20 protein-coding genes are annotated in these 15,860 nt (G+C 70.6%); 7 read left to right on the forward strand and 13 right to left on the reverse strand.

What is annotated here, in order from left to right; genetic code table 11:
* Positions 1-114: 114 nt before the first annotated feature.
* Genes ACYVK5_RS24450 through ACYVK5_RS24495 form a run of 10 tightly spaced genes read right to left on the reverse strand, consistent with a single transcriptional unit; the run spans position 115 to position 5,753 of the window.
* On the reverse strand, positions 115-552 hold the full coding sequence (locus tag ACYVK5_RS24450) for a hypothetical protein (RefSeq protein WP_460708606.1): 438 nt from the start codon (positions 550-552) through the stop codon (positions 115-117).
* Positions 553-554: 2 nt separating this feature from the next.
* Complete coding sequence (locus ACYVK5_RS24455) at positions 555-1,778, reverse strand: hypothetical protein (protein ID WP_460708608.1); 1,224 nt, start codon at positions 1,776-1,778, stop codon at positions 555-557.
* Positions 1,779-1,780: 2 nt separating this feature from the next.
* Entirely contained in the window at positions 1,781-2,011 is a 231-nt protein-coding gene (locus ACYVK5_RS24460; protein WP_460708610.1) for a hypothetical protein, read from the reverse strand.
* A 3-nt stretch (positions 2,012-2,014) separates the two neighbouring features.
* Positions 2,015-2,260 (reverse strand): hypothetical protein, encoded by a 246-nt coding sequence (locus ACYVK5_RS24465; RefSeq protein ID WP_460708612.1) that lies wholly within the window; start codon positions 2,258-2,260, stop codon positions 2,015-2,017.
* 4 nt (positions 2,261-2,264) lie between these two features.
* The gene (locus ACYVK5_RS24470) at positions 2,265-4,526 is read right to left on the reverse strand and encodes a hypothetical protein (protein WP_460708614.1); all 2,262 of its coding nucleotides are present in this window, start codon (positions 4,524-4,526) and stop codon (positions 2,265-2,267) included.
* Positions 4,526-4,696 (reverse strand): hypothetical protein, encoded by a 171-nt coding sequence (locus ACYVK5_RS24475; protein WP_460708616.1) that lies wholly within the window; start codon positions 4,694-4,696, stop codon positions 4,526-4,528. The genes ACYVK5_RS24470 and ACYVK5_RS24475 overlap by 1 nt, the downstream gene beginning before the upstream one ends.
* Entirely contained in the window at positions 4,696-4,827 is a 132-nt protein-coding gene (locus ACYVK5_RS24480; protein WP_460708618.1) for a hypothetical protein, read from the reverse strand. The genes ACYVK5_RS24475 and ACYVK5_RS24480 overlap by 1 nt, the downstream gene beginning before the upstream one ends.
* Positions 4,828-4,859: 32 nt before the next feature.
* Positions 4,860-5,093 (reverse strand): hypothetical protein, encoded by a 234-nt coding sequence (locus ACYVK5_RS24485; RefSeq protein ID WP_460708620.1) that lies wholly within the window; start codon positions 5,091-5,093, stop codon positions 4,860-4,862.
* Between the two features lie 10 nt (positions 5,094-5,103).
* A complete protein-coding gene (locus tag ACYVK5_RS24490; protein ID WP_460708622.1) occupies positions 5,104-5,442 on the reverse strand; it encodes a DUF6284 family protein in 339 nt (112 codons plus the stop codon).
* Complete coding sequence (locus ACYVK5_RS24495; protein ID WP_460708624.1) at positions 5,439-5,753, reverse strand: hypothetical protein; 315 nt, start codon at positions 5,751-5,753, stop codon at positions 5,439-5,441. Before ACYVK5_RS24495 ends, ACYVK5_RS24490 begins: the two co-directional genes overlap by 4 nt.
* A 204-nt stretch (positions 5,754-5,957) precedes the next feature.
* On the opposite strand from ACYVK5_RS24495, the gene ACYVK5_RS24500 reads away from it, so the two are divergent.
* Positions 5,958-6,788, forward strand: coding sequence for a GntR family transcriptional regulator (locus ACYVK5_RS24500; RefSeq protein WP_460708626.1), 831 nt, complete (start codon positions 5,958-5,960; stop codon positions 6,786-6,788).
* A complete protein-coding gene (locus ACYVK5_RS24505) occupies positions 6,785-7,702 on the forward strand; it encodes a glycosyltransferase (RefSeq protein WP_460708628.1) in 918 nt (305 codons plus the stop codon). The genes ACYVK5_RS24500 and ACYVK5_RS24505 overlap by 4 nt, the downstream gene beginning before the upstream one ends.
* Positions 7,703-8,161: 459 nt before the next feature.
* Here the strand turns inward: ACYVK5_RS24505 and mgrA are convergent, their stop codons facing one another.
* On the reverse strand, positions 8,162-9,151 hold the full coding sequence (gene mgrA / locus ACYVK5_RS24510) for an L-glyceraldehyde 3-phosphate reductase (protein WP_460708630.1): 990 nt from the start codon (positions 9,149-9,151) through the stop codon (positions 8,162-8,164).
* A 395-nt stretch (positions 9,152-9,546) separates the two neighbouring features.
* On the opposite strand from mgrA, the gene ACYVK5_RS24515 reads away from it, so the two are divergent.
* Complete coding sequence (locus ACYVK5_RS24515) at positions 9,547-9,990, forward strand: DUF4304 domain-containing protein (RefSeq protein WP_460708632.1); 444 nt, start codon at positions 9,547-9,549, stop codon at positions 9,988-9,990.
* Positions 9,991-10,064: 74 nt separating this feature from the next.
* Positions 10,065-10,628 (forward strand): GNAT family N-acetyltransferase, encoded by a 564-nt coding sequence (locus ACYVK5_RS24520; RefSeq protein WP_460708634.1) that lies wholly within the window; start codon positions 10,065-10,067, stop codon positions 10,626-10,628.
* A gap of 123 nt (positions 10,629-10,751) precedes the next feature.
* On the opposite strand, the gene ACYVK5_RS24525 is transcribed toward ACYVK5_RS24520, so the two are convergent.
* Positions 10,752-12,191, reverse strand: a complete 1,440-nt coding sequence (locus ACYVK5_RS24525; protein WP_460708636.1) for a family 43 glycosylhydrolase — start codon at positions 12,189-12,191, stop codon at positions 10,752-10,754.
* Between the two features lie 155 nt (positions 12,192-12,346).
* Between ACYVK5_RS24525 and ACYVK5_RS24530 the strand changes: the two genes are divergently transcribed.
* Together ACYVK5_RS24530 and ACYVK5_RS24535 are read left to right on the forward strand one after the other, a co-directional pair.
* Positions 12,347-13,189 (forward strand): Sir2 family NAD-dependent protein deacetylase, encoded by an 843-nt coding sequence (locus ACYVK5_RS24530; RefSeq protein WP_460708708.1) that lies wholly within the window; start codon positions 12,347-12,349, stop codon positions 13,187-13,189.
* Between the two features lie 95 nt (positions 13,190-13,284).
* Positions 13,285-14,307: a transglutaminase domain-containing protein gene (locus ACYVK5_RS24535; RefSeq protein ID WP_460708638.1), complete on the forward strand. Its 1,023-nt coding sequence runs from the start codon at positions 13,285-13,287 to the stop codon at positions 14,305-14,307.
* 212 nt (positions 14,308-14,519) lie between these two features.
* On the opposite strand, the gene ACYVK5_RS24540 is transcribed toward ACYVK5_RS24535, so the two are convergent.
* Positions 14,520-15,017 (reverse strand): nucleoside deaminase, encoded by a 498-nt coding sequence (locus tag ACYVK5_RS24540; protein WP_460708640.1) that lies wholly within the window; start codon positions 15,015-15,017, stop codon positions 14,520-14,522.
* Between the two features lie 197 nt (positions 15,018-15,214).
* Here ACYVK5_RS24540 and upp point away from each other — a divergent pair, with 197 nt between their 5' ends.
* Positions 15,215-15,850 carry a uracil phosphoribosyltransferase gene (upp, locus tag ACYVK5_RS24545; RefSeq protein ID WP_460708642.1) on the forward strand — a complete coding sequence of 212 codons (636 nt, stop codon included), beginning with the start codon at positions 15,215-15,217 and terminating at the stop codon, positions 15,848-15,850.
* The last annotated feature ends 10 nt before the right edge of the window (positions 15,851-15,860 follow it).

A 15,860-nucleotide genomic window follows, 5' to 3' on the forward strand; every position in this document is an offset into this window, starting at 1 on the left:
AGGGGTCCGGCGCCCGGGGTGCGGGACGGGTCGGGTAGCGGTAGCGGGCGCCGGACCCGCGAGAACGTGCTGGAGGTGGGTTCCGAGGGGGGCAGCGGTGGGGCCGCTACCCTGCTACTTCCGCGGGATCATGCGGTTTCGGGCGGTAGCGGGGCCGCTACCGGTAGCGGGCTTCCCGCTACCGTTCGGGGCGGCCGGGCGGGGGTCGGCGGGGCGGCCGGGTGCTGCCTCGACGCCGCGGCGGCTGGCGTCGTCGAGGGGTTCGGGCGGGTCGCCCAGGGTGATGCGGAACGCGACGCCGAGCAGGACGCCGGCGAACGCGACCACCGCGACCAGGGCGGTGACTTCGGCGATCATGTGCCAGTTCGCCTTCATGGCGGCGATGGTCGCCGCGACCGCGAGGGCGAACACGACGCCGATGCGGGTGATGCCCTTCTCGACGCCGGCGACCAGGGCGCGCGCATCACGGACCAGGTCGGCGACCTCGTCGGGCGTGAGCCCGTCCAGCACGCGGGCCTGGCGCGAGGTCGGGTCGGTCGGGGTGCGGGTCATGGTCAGTTCACCTCCGCGAGCACCGGCACCACGGTCGGCGTGCTTGTCGTCGAACCCATGTCGGCGTTCGTCGTCTCGGCGTCCGGCGTCGCCGCGACGTCGTCGGTGGTGTGTGTCGTGGTGGCCGTGCCGGACTGTCCGGCGCGGACGTTGCGCAGGTAGCGCCGCGCGACACCGTCCGCGACGTCGTGTCCGGCGTCGGCCAGGGCGGACACCACGTCCGGACCGGTGGCATCCGGACGTGCGGACACCAGCGCGGACACCACGGCCATCCGCGCGGCAGTCTCCGCGCGGGAGGGCCGGGCCGGACGCTGTGTCTGGCGCGGCGTGGTGCGGCGTGCGGGCCGGACACTCCCGCCGGTGCGGGGCGACTGTCCGCCCGATCGTCCGGCCGGACGTCCGCTCACCTGTCCGTCACCCTGTCCGGACCGGACAGGTGCGGTGTTCGCGTGAATGTCCGCGACCTCGGCCGTGATGGCGTCCGCCGTCCGGCCGGTGTAGTCCGGCCCGAACACGAGCGCGGACGGTACGGGGGTCGAGGTGGCGCCGGCCACGCGCTGGTTGGTCTGCACGTGCAGGCGGGCAACGTCCGTGGTGGCGTCGGCGACGGCGGACAGGGAGTCGAGCCAGTCGGCCACGTGGGCGCGCATCTGCTCGGGCGGCACGGTCTTGAGCGCGACCGCGCGAGCGCGGCGGCGTCGGGCCTCGGCCCGGGCGATGCCCTTGCCGGTCTCATGCGCCCGTGCGGCGTCCTCAACGGTCAGGAACAGGGCGTGCATGCGCGCGGCGGCGCGCATCTGTGCCCAGGAACGGCCGGTGGCAAGGTGCCGGTCGCCGATGAGGACCAGGTGCCACAGTCCTGCCGCGAGCACGGGGGCGAGGATGCGGAACAGGGCGGCTGCCAGGCCGTGCCCGGAGGACAGTTCCTCCCACGCGGCCAGCACGCCGGATGCCGCGGCGAGCATCCACGTGATGGTCAGCAGGGTTCCGGCCGGGCGCCCGTCCCGCATCGCCTCACGGGCCAGGAGCGCGACGGTGAGCTGTGCGAGTTCGAAGATGCCGGCGAACGCGATCGCGATCGTGATGTTCCAGCCGAGCATGTCCCGGCCGAACCCGAACATGCCCTCGAACGCGGCACCCGTGCACAGCAGGGCCACGGTCACGGCCATGGTCAGGACCAGACGCCGCGACGACGCCGGCCGGACGTGCGTGTCAGAGGTGTGCATCGTCAGTCCTCCTTGGAGGTCTCGTCGAGGTATTCGGTCCAGGTGAAGGTCACGACCTGCACGAACCCGTCGTCCTCACTGTCGAACGACACCGCGGCGTGGTCCGGAACGCCGGACTCGTCGGCCTCTCGCACCGCCGCCCGCAAGTGGACGGCCTCCAGGTCTTCGGCGCCGTCCGTGGCGCGCACGGTCAGGGTCCGGGTCACCTTCGCGTGGTACGTGGTGGCAGTCATGGTTCAGACCTCCTCGTGCAGGTCGATCTCGTCGGTCCAGGTGTAGGTGACGTGGTGGTCGTACCGGCGCGAGTCGTAGGCGACGGTGAGGTCGGTCGCGACGGTGAACCCGGCCTGCTCGGGAACGCCGGCCTTGCGTGCCTCGGCGCGTGCCAGGCGCAGCACCGAGGTCAGGCGGTGCACGGTCGTGTCCCGCAGGGACACGGTCAGCGTGCGGGGCACGGCCAGGTGCGTGGCGTACTCGTCCATGGGGTCAGTCCTCCGTGTCGTCGAGGGTGAGCGGGACGTCGTCGTTGGTGAGGGCTGCGACGACGTGGTCGCGGACCAGGCCGCGACGGTTGGTGCCGTCGTGCTTGACCTGCTTGCCCGGCACGCCGTGGGGCTTGACGGCGGCGTTGACCTGGGCGCCGGACCAGCCCTCGTAGAGGGCAGGCCGGGAGGTGGCGAGGCGTGAGGCCAGTTCCTCGGCCCACACCTTCCCGTTGGGCCACTCGGGATCGTCGGCCGGCCACACCTCGAGCAGGTGGTCGAGGATGGTGGACTGGTCGGTGTCAGCGGGTTCGTCGCCCGCGGCCATGCCCGACAAGGTTCCGGCCTTGAGCCGGGCGGCCCGGGCGCGGTCGGCGATGGTCTCGGCGAGGGGCGCGTCGATGTAGGCGCCGCGGACGATGACGGGGTCGTCGCCCTCGCCCACCATGTACGCGACGCCGTGGTCCTTGCGGGAGAACGTCGTCGCGGAGTACCCGGCCGCGTACATGCCGTCGCCGAGCACCATGTTGTTCTCTCGCCAGCCCATGACCTTGAGGCAGAACCGCAGGACGGCGTTCGCGGAGACGCCCACGGGGATGGACTTGTCGTCCGGGCGCTGGGTGGCGTGCCAGACCATGATCCCGGCGGCGGGGCCGCGGCGGACCAAGTCCTCGAAGATCTCCCGCAGCTCCTTGCCGGCCTCGGGGTGCTCGTACATAACCTGGGTCTCGTCGTACGCGGCCAGGATCGGATGCAGCCCGAGCGCGCGGTCGGAGGCGAGTTCGTCGGTCACCTTGCCCTCAGGGCAGCGGGGGTCGCCCTTGAGGGTGGTGCGGATGACCTTGTAGCGGCGCATCATCTCCTTGCGCATCGCGCGCGCGTCGGCAAGCAACGCGTTGATGTCGTCGGGGTCGTCCCCAGACCGGTAGTAGTGCGCGACCTTGCCCAGGGGGGCGAGGTCGGCGCCGCCGCGCAGGTCGTGCACGTGCAGCTCGGCGCGAGGGTCGAGTGCCGCGGCGAGCAGCAGCAGGCGCAACATGAACGTCTTGCCCATGCGCGGGATCGACCCCACGATGCCCGCGGCGTAGATCAGGGTCGTCTCGACCTTCCGGCCGCGCTGGTCCACGCCCACGGGGATGGGCTCGAACAGGTTCACGCGCCCGGTCTTGGCCAGCGGCCACGGCGCGGGCTTGGACTGCGACAGCGACCGGTCGGCCACGTACAGGACCAGGCGGCCTTCGTGGGTGTCGGGGTCGCCCTCGGGCCACACGCACCCGATTGGGCGGCGCAGCCCGGAGGCGAGCTGGGACCGCTTCTCCATCACCTGGGAGGCGGTGGCACCCGGGGGAAGGTCGATGTCCGCCCGGTATCCGGCGCCGTCGCGCACGATGGGCGAGACGAACCGCAGGGCGGCGGGGTCGGTCTTGACCTGGTTCAGCGCGGGGATACCAAGCACGGACAGGGCCTCACGGATGAGGCCCTGGTCCAGGGCGGGCACCTTGGCCGAGACCGCGGAGTTGTCCACGATCCGCCCGTCGCGCTTGCGCCCGAGTAGGCCGAGGACGGTGACCACGACGACGGCGGTCCCGGCCTGGACCAGGTCCGAGGCGGTCGAGGCCACCACGACCACGCCCGTGCTGATCGCGCCCGCACCCGCGGCCAGGACGGCGCCGCGGGCGCGAACCTGAGCGCGCCGGTCCCGCGCCATGCGCAGATACGCCTCCGGAGAGGCAGCGGAGGCCATCAGGGCGCGGCGCACCTCGACGTTCTCGGAGTCGGCGGCCCACCGCCACGCGGTGGCGATCAGGCGGCCCGCGCCCACCGGTGCGCGTCCGGCCAGGCGCAGCGCGTACACCGGCAGGCGCACGGCGTGGAACCCGGCGGTGTGACCGGCCCGGGCCGCGTAGTGGCGGCACGTATCGATCAGCTCCGACCGGGACCGCAGCCACGCCGGGATGATCTGCCGCGGCCGGTCCGGGTCGCGCTGCTCGATCACCCGCGGCGCCTTGGCCGGCGTCTCGACCGGCTCGTCGAGGGCGGCGTGCGGGCGCTGAATCTCACCGTCCAGCACGTTCGCCTCATCGGCGAGCAGATCGGCCGCGGCGGAGGCGTCGGCGCCGGGCATGCCCTCGTCCGACGCCGGGGCCAGGTCGCCACCGCGGCGGGCGGCGCCACCCACGTAGCCCTCGGCCTCCGCGATCAGCTCCGAGGCCATCGCGTGCAGCTCGTTCTCGTCCGGCAGCCGCTTCTCGTTGCTGTTGGACATCAGGCAGTCCTCCCAAAGTCGCCGTAGATCGGGCAGTCGATGTCGCGGTCACACCCGGGGCAGGTCCATGCCTGGCAGTGGTCACCGACCGCGTGCCAGGCGCCGCCGCACTTGCACGGTGTCTGATCGAAGTAGTCGCCCTGGTTCTCGGCCGTTTTCGGGGCGGCCATCACAGGAACGCCTCGATGTCGGAGAGCAGCGCCCAGCTGTCCAGACCGGGAGTCCGGACCAGCCAGCACGTACCGCCACCGCCGTCGGCCTCCTTGATGACCGTGCCCTCGGAGCCATCGGTCAGACGCACACGATCCCCGATGCGGGGCTTGCGGCGGCCCATCAGGCAGCCCCCGCAATCGCCTGGATCATCGAGACGATCGCCTCGAACAGGTACACCACGAACTGGGCGAACCCGTCCTGGATCGTGGCCGACAGTGCCACCGGGAGGGACACGCCCAGCAGGAGGAACACGACCGCCTCGGTGGTGACCTTCAGCTTCTTCAGCCAGAAGCCCGCGATCACGATCAAGACCATGAGCACGAACATCGACACCTGGAACGTCATCTGATCCATGGCAGCCTCCTCAGGCAGCCGCCGGCCACGACGGCGCGGCAGCGGGACGGGACGAACGAACGGGAAGAACCCGCGCCACCTCGACGCGAGCGGCACGGGCGGCGTCGTCGGCCACCAGGCGAGCGACCTGGTCCAGCCGGCGCACCATGCGGCGGTGCAGCCGCACCGCGATCGGGCCAGGGTGGGAGGCGAGCAGGCACTCGGCCTCCACCACACGCACCTCCGCGGCGATCACCGGCGCCTCGGCCTCGATCGCCGCCAGCTCCGCGGCAGACGGCTCGGACAGCTCGAACGACTCGACGTCGCCCGGCTCCACCTCGACGGGCTCGACGGGATCGGTGGCGATCATGCGGCCACCCCCACATCACGACCGGCACGCACCCGCGCCGCAATCCGCACGTTCATGCGGATGCACGACTCCAGCAACAGCCGGTACGCGATCCCGTAGACCGTCGCGGTCTCAACGTCGAACGGGCCAGCCGACCCGCCCATGCGCGCCGCGCACTGCTCCGCGGCGGCCAGCTTCGCCCGGTGCAACACCTGAAACGGCGACTCCGGACCCAACAGCGAACCCAGTTCCGCGCGCTGCTCGGCAACCAGACCAGCAGCCACCGACCGCGCCTCACGCTCCAGCGAGCCAAACTCCATCACCGCGTCCACGAGCGCACCCCCGCCCAGAACAACCCCATGAACACCAGGGCGTAGACGAGCGACCACACGGCCAGCTCCACGCCACTCGGGCCAACGGACATGACGATCTCCTTTGTCGACATGCCATCTTGTCGGTTTGCCGACAAAGTGGCGGGACGAGATCAACGTAGCAACGAGTCGGCACTTTGTCTACAAGGCCGTACGATCGGCCGTATGAGTAGTGACGGAAACATGCCCCCACGGCGGACGCCGGCCACCGAGCCGGGCTACCTCCGCATCGCTGACGACGTGCGCATCCAGATCGAGACCGGCGTCCTCGCACCCGGCGACGACGTTCCGTCGCTCGCTGAACTTCAGCGCTCGTACAAGGTGAGTCAGGCAGTCGCCCGGCAGGCAATCGCCAGCCTCAGGAGTCAGGGCCTCATCTCAGGCGGACAGGGCAAGCGGGCCACCGTGCGCGCGCCGCGCATTCGGGTCACTCGGAGCAACCGCCAGCATCACGAAGAGAAGCGCCGTGTTCACCTGCCCGAAGACGAGCGCCGCAATCACGGGCCGCTGGAAGACACGACGGGCTTGAGCCTGCACAACGACGGGGTGACTCTCCACGCGACCTACTCCGAGGTCACAGCCGATCGACGGAACCCCGAGTTCGCCGAGGGCACACCGCTGCTCCGACGCGAGTACGAGACCGTGAACGCCGACGGTCGGAGGCTCGCCTGGTCGGCGTCCTGGATTCCGCTTGATCTGGCGCGTAAGAACCCCGCTCTGCTCGACGAGAGCAACGAACCGTGGCCGGGTGCGATCCAGCATCAGTTGCACACGGTCGGCGTCGAGGTGGGAGAGGTCACCGACACGATCACTGCCCGCCCACCAACCACAGTTGAGGTTGAGCAGTGGGGCATGGCTCCAGGCGAGCCATTGCTCGAAGGTCGCGACGTCATGCGCGACATCGACGGGCGGATCGTCGCCACCAGCTACTCCCAGTACCCCGCAGACAGCACAGCGATGGAGTTCGTGACGCCACTGGAGAGGCACCGCCGATGACCAACCACGACCGTCCGACGATCGACCCACACCTCGGCCTCGATCTCCGCGCCGAGCCGACGCTGCACCGCCAGGATCTTTCCGTCACCGTGGTGATCCCCGCGCACAACGAAGCGGACACCGTCGCATCCGTTGTGAAGGACGCACTCGGAAGCCTCGACGCCATGGGCGTCACTGGTGACGTCATCGTGAGCGCCAGTGCATGCACTGATGAGACCGAGGCCCGAGCCGCCGAGGCCGGCGCCGCCGTGGTTCAGGCACCGATCGGGAAGGGTGCCGCACTTCGGGAAGGACTCGCACGCGCGACGGGCGATGTCGTCGCGATCGTGGACGCCGACGTTCAGTACTTCGGCACGCCGGCCCTGGTCACCTTGCTCGTCGATCCGATCCTCCACGGCATCGCGGACGCGACGATCACGGATCTCTACTGGCGTCCCCTGTACCCGCAGCTCTGGCAGTTCGGGTTCTTCGCGCCGCTCGCCGGGCGGCTCTACCCGGAGCTCCTGCCCAAGGTCGGCTCTACACCGTGGTCCGGCCAGCGCGCAGCACTCCGCCACCTCTGGCCGGAAGACCTTCCTGCCGACTTCACCGTCGACCTAGCGCTACTCCTGCACTGGAACAGGGCAGCCCTCCGCCTCCGGCCAGTGCTGGCAGGCGACTGGGTGAACCCTCAGCGCCCCAAGCCCGATCTCATGCGGCAGGAGTTCGAGTTCCTGCTGTCGGCCGCAACGGCAGACGGTCGGCTCGCCGCGAGCGACGTCGCCATCCTCGGCGAGTGGTTCGACTTCGCGCACGGCGCGATGGCGAAGTATGCGCCCGGCATGGACGCGCCCCAGGAGTTCGAGACTCGACTTCTGCTCGACGTGCTCGCCAAGATGCCGGCACTCGGCCGTCCCGGTGCCGTCCCGAAGTAGTCCCGTCATTTCGCCCTGAGCCTGTCCCACTCGATGCAAACGAGTCCTAGTCGGCCGGGGCATCGCCGCAGGCCAGAACAGCCCTGTAGCTTTGCATGCAAAGCTGTCCGGACTAGCGTCGATAGCCCACCGCTACCGCGGTCGGCGAGAGGCGAGGTGTGCCCACGAAGTGGGCCACCTCGCCTCCGTCATCTCCCGCGGGGGCCCGGCCCCCGCACCCCCGCCCGGCGAGAGGCGAGGCATACCCACGAAGTGGGCCACCTCGCCTCCGTCATCTCCCGCGGGGGCCCGGCCCCCGCACCCCCGCCCGGCGAGAAGCGAGGCATACCCACGAAGTGGGCCACCTCGCCTCCGTCATCTCCTGCGAGGGCCCGGCCCCCGCACCCCCGCCCGGCAAGAAGCGAGGCATACCCACGAAGTGAGCCACCTCGCCTCCGTCATCTCCCGCGGGGGCCGGTCTCAGCCCACCGCGTACTCGTCGATCGAGGCCAGCTCGTCGTCGTCGAAGTCCGGGCGGCCCAGCGCGCCGAGGTTGTCCTCCAACTGCGCGACGCTGCTGGCGCCGATGATGACGCTGGTCATGCGCGCGTCGCGGAGCGCCCAGGCCAGCGCCATCTGGGCGAGGGACTGGCCGCGCTCGTCGGCGATCTCGTTGAGGCCCTTGATGCGCGCGAGCGCGGCATCGTCGACCTTGTCCTTCATCCACTGGTGCGTGTCCGCCCGTGAGCCGGAGGGGATCCCCTTCAGGTACCGGTCGGTCAGCAGGCCCTGGGACAGCGGGCTGAAGACGATGCAGCCGGCACCGACCTCCTCCAGCGCGTCCAGGAGGCCGTCGCGTTCGGTCCAGCGATTGAACATCGAGTACGACGGCTGGTTGATCAGCAGCGGTGTGCCCAGGTCGGCGAGGATCGCGGCGGCGCGGCGCACCTGCTCGGCGTTGTAGTTCGACACCCCGACGTACAGCGCACGCCCCGAGCGCACGATGTGGTCGAGCGCGGCCATCGTCTCCTCGAGCGGCGTGTCCGGGTCGGGGCGGTGGTGGTAGAAGACGTCGACGTAGTCCAGGCCCATGCGGCGCAGCGACTGGTCGAGGGACGCGACCAGGTACTTGCGCGACCCGAAGTTCCCGTAGGGGCCCGGCCACATGTCGTAGCCGGCTTTGGAGGAGATCACCAGTTCGTCGCGGAAGGGCCGGAAGTCGGCGTCGAAGTGGCGGCCGAAGTTCTCCTCGGCGGCGCCGTAGGGCGGACCGTAGTTGTTCGCCAGGTCGAAGTGGGTCACGCCGAGGTCGAAGGCGCGGCGCAGGATCCCGCGCTGAGTCTCCAGCGGGCGGTTGTGGCCGAAGTTCTGCCACAGGCCCAGCGAGATCGCGGGGAGCTGGAGCCCGCTGCGTCCGGAGCGCCGGTACTGCATGGAGTCGTAGCGGTCGTCCGTGGGACGGTAGGTCATGCTGTGACCTCCTGGCGGACGGCGGCGCCCGCGCGGGGCGTGGACGGGTGGGCTATGGGCTTCGCCATGGTGCTCGTTTCTCTCATCGTGTTGCCGCGGCCTCGACACCACGGCCGCCGCGCGCTCGGGCCGCCTGCATCATCCAGGAGACCCCGGTCACGCGGGCGCGATGACCACGGTATGGCCGCCACCCTGCCAGACGTTGAGCAGCGTGAGGTCCAGCCCTCAGATCAGGTCCGGATCCGTGCACGCGTCCAGCGTGGCGATGCGCCCTCCTCGATGGTGAAGGCGACGACACCGGACGGGCGCGGTCAGCGGGCACGCATGGTGAAGGCTGGGTTGGCGACAGAAGGCCGCCCCCGGGAGCCTCCTTGGAGCTTCGCTACGGTTGGCCCGTGATATCGGCACAGGAGCGCTTTCATACCGTCGTCCGGGATCGCCTGGCGCCTGGTCTGCGGGCAATGGGCATGCGGGGGTCCGGCCGGTGCTACGCGCTGCCGAGCAGAACCTGCTGGGCGCAGCTCGGCATTCAACGCGCCACGTGGAGCGACCGGAACGCGGTTCACTTCACGGCCAACCTCAGCGTGGTGGGCCGGGCGGACTGGGCAAGAGCGCACGAGGACCGTCCCGCACCCCGGACCAAGCCTTCGCCCAACGTCTACTCGCTCCACCCGTTTCGCTTCCAGGAGCGGGTCGGCCCCGTCGCCGACCGCGCCGATCACTGGTGGCAGCTCTCGGCGGACGGCGGAGACGAGGACCTGACCTGCGATGACTTCCTGCTGGTCGTCAAAGACTTCGCCGTGCCCACCATGCTTCGTGAGATCGAGGCGCGAGGGTGACGTCTTCGTTTCACGCCGCCCGCCCTCCGACCTGCCGACCTGCCCCGCGGCGACACTCCCGGCAGGATGTGATCATGAGCGCCCCGTTGGAGGTCCCGCGCCTGAACGTGGGCGAGAGGTTCGTGCTCCGCGCCTGGGAGCTCACGGATCTGTCTCTCGTCGAGGAAGCGTCGCGGGACGACTACATCCCGTTGGTCTCCACCGTCCCGTCGCCGTACTCGCGGGCGGCGGGCGAGGCCTTCGTACGGCGCCAGTGGGAACGCGTGTCCGCGGGCAGCGGCTACCCGTTCGTCATTGCCCGCGCCGGTAGCCAGCGCCCACTCGGGACGATCGGCCTCTGGCTGAGGGACCTGGACGAGGGCCGGGCATCGATCGGCTACTGGCTCGCACCGTCAGCCCGTGGCCAAGGAGCAGCGACGGAATCCCTGCGGACGGTCGCCCACTGGGCAGTGGGCGACCTCCACCTCCCGCGCCTCCAGCTGTGCGTCGAGCCGTGGAACGTGGCGTCGCAGCAGACGGCCGAGCGCGCGGGCTTCCAGCGGGAGGGCCTGCTTCGCAGCTGGCAACAGGTGGGTGCGGAGCGTCGGGACATGTTGTTGTACTCGATGCTCGACGTCGACCTGCTCCCGTTCGCCTGACCGCCACGGCGACCACGCCGTCTTGCGGGGTGAGTACGCTCTCACCCCGCCAAGACGGCGTGGTCGCCGCTGGACCAGGTGGCCTCGACGGCCGAGGTCCCGGGGCACCAAGGTCGGGGGCGCTCAGTCCAGGCTCGGCCACCCGTCGTCGTACCGCAGCAGGTTGATGCCGAGCGTCGCCCTGCCGTCGTCCCGGTAGTAGTGGTAGAAGAGCACGTCCGAGTCGCTGTCCGCGAGCACCGTCTGATGCCCCGGCCCGTTCACCGACCCGTGGCTCGCGAGGGTCTCCGTCCCGCCGCCGTCCATCATCGGCGTCCCCGCGCGGTCCACGTACGGCCCGGTGATCGACGTCGACCGTCCCACCATCACGCGGTACGTGGAAGCGGCGCCCTGGCAGCACCGGTCGAACGACACGAACAGGTAGTAGTAGCCGTCCCGGAAGTGGATGGTCGGCGCCTCGATCGCATCGCCGCCGCGGCTCGCGATGCCGTGGAACTCCGACCCGGACCGCATGCCCGTCGACGAGTCGAGCCGGATCAGCTTGACCCCCGACCAGAAGGAGCCGAAGCTCATCCACCAGTTCCCGTTCTGGTCCTCGGTCACGGCGGGGTCGATGGCGTTGAAGTTGTCGCCGGTGCTGGACTCGATCACCACGCCCTGGTTCGTCCAGCTCCCGGACGCGCCGGTCGGGCTGGTCGCGAGGAAGATCGCCGACTTGTTCGACTCGAACGTCGACGCCGAGTACCAGAGGTAGTACTGCCCGTTCGCGTACTTGAGCTCCGGCGCCCACAGGTTGAGGCCGCCCCCGGTGTACTCGTCGGCCCACGGGGTGCCGCCGGGGAACGCGGAGCCGACGTCATTCCAGGCGGTGCGGTCGCTCGACGTCTTGAGCCCGACGCCGTTCGCGGTGAAGGCGAGCAGGTACTCGCCGTCGGTCTTCTTGATCACCGTCGGGTCGTGCGCGAACGTGTCGCCCGAGATCGCGCCGGGCTCCGGGTACTCCGCGACGGTGTCGACCGCGACGAGCCGCCACTGCTGGTTGGCGGCGTTCGTGTCGTCGTACTGCGAGATGCGGGCGCCGTCGTCGGTGGACCACCCCCACAGGTCGAGCGCCTTGCCGCTGTTGCGGTTCACGAGCTGGATGTTGCCGGACACGTCCTGGACGCTGAACTCCTGGTTGGGGTTGCCGAGGTCGGACCACTGGACGACGGTCGCGCCGTTGTCGACCGAGTGCTCGTAGATCTCGGCCACGAGGCCGCTGCAGCGGTTCTGCAGGCGGTAGTAGCCGCCGCCGGAGTCGAGGAAACGCCACTGCTGGGCACAGGTGTCGTTCCGCGTGAACTGGGTGACCTCCGCGCCCTCGGTGGACGACCCGTTCGCGATCTCCATCGCCTTGCCGCTGTGCTGGTTGACCAGGACGTACCAGGTATCCGTGTCGATGGTGGCGGCCGACGCCGGACCGGCCGCCGGGACCACCACAGTTGCGAGGGCGAGAGTCATGGCGGCGAGCAGCGTCGTCGCCGCCCGCGGAGCTCTCCGTGTGAGAACCCGTGTCGGTTCCATACAGACCTCCTCCTTGAGGTTTCGGCGACCTGCCGGGCGCCACGGGCTAGTTTTCATCGATGTAGAACTTGCGTCAAGGCCCGACGGCTTACGCTCGTCACGTGCAGCCCGTCTCGCGCCCCACCACCTGGCAGCCCGAGCCCGTCGTCGTCTCCCTGACCACGGTCGACGACGCCATCCGCGTGCTCACCGGGACCCGGTTCGTGGCTCTGACCGGCGCGGGGATCTCCACGGACTCCGGCATCCCCGACTACCGCGGGCCCGACTCGCCACCGCGCAATCCCATGACCTACCAGCAGTTCATCGGCGACGAGGCGTTCCGCCGGCACTACTGGGCCCGCAATCACGTGGGCTGGCGGCACATGCACCGCACCGCGCCGAACGCGGGGCATCGCGCGCTCGTACGGCTCGAGGAGCGGGGCCTCCTGGCCGGGACGATCACACAGAACGTCGACCTCCTGCACCAGGAGGCGGGCGCCCGCAGCGTCATCGACCTGCACGGACGCTACGACCGCGTGATCTGCCTGTCCTGCTCGCAGGTCGTGTCCCGCGCCCGTCTCGCCGAGCGTCTCGACGCGCTCAACCCGGGCTTCACGGAATCGGTCGACGCGGTGGGAGACATCGAGATCGCCCCCGACGCGGATGCCGTCATCTCCGCCACCTCCCACTTCCGGCCCGCACCCTGCGACTCGTGCGGCGGCGTGCTGAAGCCCGAGATCGTCTACTTCGGCGAGAACGTGCCGCACGCCCGCGTCGAGGCCGCGTACGCGATGGTGGACGACGCCGACGCGCTGCTCATCGCCGGATCCTCACTGACGGTGATGAGCGGTCTGCGCTTCGCGAAGCGTGCGGCGCGGGACGGCAAACCAGTGGTCATCGTCAATCGCGGCACGACGCGGGGCGACGCGTACGCCACGGTGAAGGTGGACGGCGGGACGAGCGTGGTACTGCCCACCCTTGCCGCACGACTCCCGGAACGTCACACCCCTTCGCCCTAGCAGGCTCATCGGTGAAGTCGCCCGATTAAGTCACTGGCGCGTCAAATCAGAATTTTGCTAGCGTCGTCACACCGCAACTTCGAAGGGACGACGACGTGCCTGCTCCAAGCCTCGGCGACTGGGCGACCCACAGCCCGTACAGCGACCCCGCGCCGCACACCGACCTCCTGACCGCCATCGCGCCCGAACCGCCCGACGTGCATGCCGCGGCGTGCGCCACCGTGGTCCACTACCGGGACGGGAGCCTGCCCGGCGGGCCCACCCAGGAACAGTGGCACGACATCGACCGCCGCTGGCTGTCATCCACGCTCGATGCCGCGACCGAACGCGCCGAGGGCCCGCTGGACGCGCCGCGCGAGCCAGCGCAGCAGGTCGCGGGTTGCTGCCGCGACCACACGCTGTTCTCACTCGGGGTGCTGCGCGGACATGGTGTGCCCGCCCGGTCGAGGATCGGCTTCGCCGGATACTTCGAACCCGGCTTCGGCGTGGACCACGTCGTCGTCGAGCACTGGGACGGCGCCCGATGGGTGCGCTGGGACCCTGAGCTCGCTCCCGGCGACGAGTGGGACTTCGACCCGTACGACATGCCCTTCAGCGTCACCCGTGACCTGGCGTCGGACCTCGACCAGCCGTTCGTCACCGCCGCGCAGGTCTGGCTCGCGATCCAGGCCGGGGCCGCCGACCCGGCGAAGTTCGGGGTACGTGGTGTACCGGAGCTCTCCGGCCATGACTTCGTGCGGCACTACGTACTGCTGGAGGTCGCCCACCGGCACCGGGACGAACTGCTGCTGTGGGACATGTGGGGTCCCAGCATCGGGACCCTTTCCGGCGTCGGCCCGCTGGCCGACGTGAGCAAGCGGGCCGCCGCCGCTGCGGGCATGCCCGGCCTCGACGTGTCGCCCGAGGAGTTCGACGCCCTCGCCGACGAGCTCGCCCACCTCCTGATCGCCGCGGACACGGGAGACGACGTCGCCGCCGAGGAACTCGCCGAGCTCTACGAGGGGGATCCCCGCCTGCACCCCGGAACCCGCGTAGGCACGTACTCGCCCTCCGACCGCGGCGGCATCACGGACCTGGCGACCCGCACGACGACATGGCGATCCCACCGGGCAGCCTGACCCGGACATCCCAGGCACGCGGCTCCGTCATGCGGAACCGGGCGGCCCGATGGTCGGTCCGTTCATGAGTGATCCACGAGGTTGCTTGCGCCTCACGGGTCTGAGGCGTAAGCAACCTCATGCCTCGTAAGCAACCTCATGGATCACCATGGAGGGGCCGATCATGCGCCCGCCCATGCCCGCGCGCCCGCCCACCCGCCCACGCTCACGCGTCAGCCGTGGCGGCGGGCGTCGAAGAAGTCGCGGAGCAGGGCGCCGCACCGCTCCTCGCGGATGCCGCCGATCACCTCGATCTCGTGGTTGGTGCGGCGGTCGCGGACCAGGTCCCACACCGATCCCGTGGCCCCGGCCTTGGGGTCCCACGCCCCCAGGACCAGGCGCGACACCCGCGCCAGGAGGAGCGCGCCCGCGCACATCACGCACGGCTCCAGCGTGACGACGAGCGTGCAGCCCTCCAGCCGCCACTCGCCCCGCGCGGCCGCGGCGGCCCGCAGCGCCTGCACCTCCGCGTGCGCGGTCGGGTCGCCGCCCTCCTCGCGCTCGTTGTGCCCGAGGGCGATCGTGCGCCCGGCCTCGTCGAGCACCACCGCGCCCACGGGGACGTCGTCGGAGCCGAGCGCCTCCGTGGCCTCGGCGAGCGCCGCGTCCATCGCGGACTCCCACACCGCGGTCCGCTCGGAGAGCGTCACACCCGGAAAGCCGTCGGTCATGCGGCCCAGCCTAAGAGGTCGCGCGGGCGGGCGGTGTCGTCGTGAGCGTTGCCCCAGTGCGTGCATCGCAAGGCGGAGGAGCGAAGGACGGGCGGAGCCCCATTCGAGTGACGACAACGCCGCGAGGCGCGTGCTGGGGTGACGCTCACGACGGCAGCGCCCGCCCGCGCGGCTCTGCCGGCCGGTACGGTGGCCTCATGCGCCTGCACGTTGCCGATCACCCGCTGGTGGACCACAAGCTCACCACCCTGCGGGACGAGACCACGCCGTCCGCCACGTTCCGTCTTCTGGTGGACGAGCTCGTCACCCTGCTCGCCTACGAGGCCACCCGCGGCATCGCGACCGAGCCCAAAGAGATCAGGACCCCGGTGACGTCGATGACCGGGACCACGCTCGCCTCCCCCGCGCCGCTCGTGGTGCCGATCCTGCGCGCCGGGCTCGGCATGCTCGACGGCATGACCCGCCTGCTGCCGACGGCGGAGGTCGGCTTCCTCGGGATGATGCGCGACGAGGAGACGCTGCAGGCCGTCACGTACGCCAACCGCCTGCCCGACGACCTCACCGGGCGCCACGTCTTCCTGCTCGACCCGATGCTGGCCACGGGCGGCACGCTCGTCGCGGCGATCGACTACGTCTTCGCGCGCGGCGCGCGCGAGGTCACGGCGGTCTGCCTGCTCGCGGCGCCCGAGGGGCTCAAGCTCGTCGATGAGCACTCGGGCGGCCGGGTCGACCTGGAGATCGTCGTCGCCGCCGTCGACGAGCGCCTCAACGAGAAGGCCTACATCGTGCCCGGGCTCGGGGACGCCGGGGACCGGCTGTACGGCGTGGTCTGACGGCGCGTCC

It is taken from the genome of Myceligenerans halotolerans (genome assembly GCF_054782975.1).